The organism is Agriterribacter sp., from assembly GCF_035444585.1.
GTDB lineage: Bacteria > Bacteroidota > Bacteroidia > Chitinophagales > Chitinophagaceae > Agriterribacter.
In genome coordinates this window covers 10,556-12,268 of sequence record NZ_DAOMOZ010000154.1, presented here as the reverse complement: position 1 = coordinate 12,268, position 1,713 = coordinate 10,556, and the positions used below count along the sequence as shown (strand labels likewise).

The window sequence follows — 1,713 nt, the reverse complement described above, 5'->3', positions numbered from 1 at the left end:
CGGAGGACTATGACCTCGGCAGGAAGTTCTTTTTTTATATGCAGATCGGAACGCTTAAAGAATATGTAACCATTGACTCTGCCAGGCGCCATGTTCGCATAGGAAGAAAACAGGCGGACGGCGCATGGAAATTTGAAGAATATTTCAATCCGGCTGACCAATTACTGATCGGCCCCGTTGGTCTCCTTCTTTCTGTGGGGGATATATATGAAGGCGTAGCGGTAAGCTAAAATCACCCGCTTATATACCGGTATCTTCAATCTTCCTGCTTTCATATTCATCTTTGATCTCCCATTTCCAGCGGTTGTGGCTCCACAGGTACACTTCGGGCTGCTTCCGGATCACTTCTTCCAGATAGCGTACATATTGCAGCGTTAGTTCTCCTTCTTTCATTTCTGCCGGATGCAGACTGGCTAATTTTACTTCAATAATATAATGGCCTCTTTTGGGCTTTGAAAAGCGGGCAAATACCACGGGGATATCATTAAAACGTGCGTTTTTTTCCGGACCCATGACAAAGGGCGTCCAGCGATCAAAAAATTTCACCCAATACGCCCGTGAAGGGTCACCCGGATTTTGGTCGGCTACCAGTGCCAGCAGGTATTGTTTATGACGGTAGGGTAACATGGCATTTTTCATATCCGTTGCAGGCAACATTGTAGTACCCGTTCTTTCCCGGAAATATTTAAACACCTTGTCAAGTACTTTATTGGCAATAGGTATATAAACGGCAAGGTAAGGGTACAGCAATTCTTTCGCTACTCTTACATTCACCCATTCCCAGTTAAAATTATGGCCCGCATGTACCTGGCAACTTTTGCCTGTACGGTACAGTTCATTAAACACCGATGGGTCAAATTGTATTCTTTTGCGGAGGCTTTTTTCGGATATGGAAAGCAACTTGATGGCTTCCAGGAAAGTGTCGGTAAAATTGGTGTAAAATTTCCTGATGATCGCCATTTTTTCCTTTTCTGTTTTTTCGGGGAAGGCGATAGTAAGGTTTTTCATCAGCACTTTCCGGCGATAGCCCAGCATATAATGCAGTATAAAGCTGATGAAATCGGATATACGGTAAATAATCCACAACGGCAGAAAGGAAAACAGATACAGTATACCTAGTATAATATAATACATGGGGGCAAAGATAGAGAGGATTTGACATTCCCGGCGGCCAGTGAGTTATTGTTGATTGCTGATTTGTGGATTTCTGATTTTTAGTTTATCGTTGTATTCCTTCGGATTTCGAGCTTTCGACTTCGGGCTTTACGCCCAAATGCGGTGCTGACCCTCCTTGCCTCGGGTACCGACCGCTTATGGCTTCGGATTTGAAATTTGAATTTTTATTTGATCTTTGTTATTTGGTCCTTGGCGCTTTGTATTCCCCTCGGATTTCGAGCTTTCGGCTTCGGGCTTTACGCCCAAATGCGGTGCTGACCCTCCTTACCTCGGGCGCCGACCGCTTATGGCTTCGGATTTGAAATTTGAATTTTTATTTGATTCCTGTTATTTGGTCCTTGGCGCTTTGTATTCCCCTCGGATTTCGAGCTTTCGGCTTCGGGCTTTATGCCCAAATGCGGTGCTGACCCTCCTTACCTCGGGTACCGACCGCTTATGGCTTCGGATTTGAAATTTGAATTTTTATTTGATCTTTGTTATTTGGTCCTTGGCGCTTTGTATTCCCCTCGGATTTCGAGCTTTCGGCTTCGGGCTTTA

Annotated in this window: 2 protein-coding genes; one reads left to right on the top strand and one right to left on the bottom strand. The window is 44.7% G+C overall.

Going from position 1 to position 1,713, the window contains the following annotated elements; genetic code table 11:
• Window positions 1–230, top strand: a 230-nt coding sequence (locus PLH26_RS15370; RefSeq protein WP_324586917.1) for a Uma2 family endonuclease, incomplete at its 5' end; no start/stop codon positions are given.
• A 10-nt stretch (window positions 231–240) separates the two neighbouring features.
• Here PLH26_RS15370 and PLH26_RS15365 read toward each other — a convergent pair.
• Window positions 241–1,134: a lysophospholipid acyltransferase family protein gene (locus PLH26_RS15365; protein ID WP_324586916.1), complete on the bottom strand. Its 894-nt coding sequence runs from the start codon at window positions 1,132–1,134 to the stop codon at window positions 241–243.
• Window positions 1,135–1,713 lie beyond the last annotated feature (579 nt).

Bases quoted from the DNA above. Each gene is read 5' to 3' on its own strand.
- PLH26_RS15365 (WP_324586916.1), bottom strand. From the start codon at position 1,134: ATGTATTATATTATACTAGGTATACTGTATCTGTTTTCCTTTCTGCCG.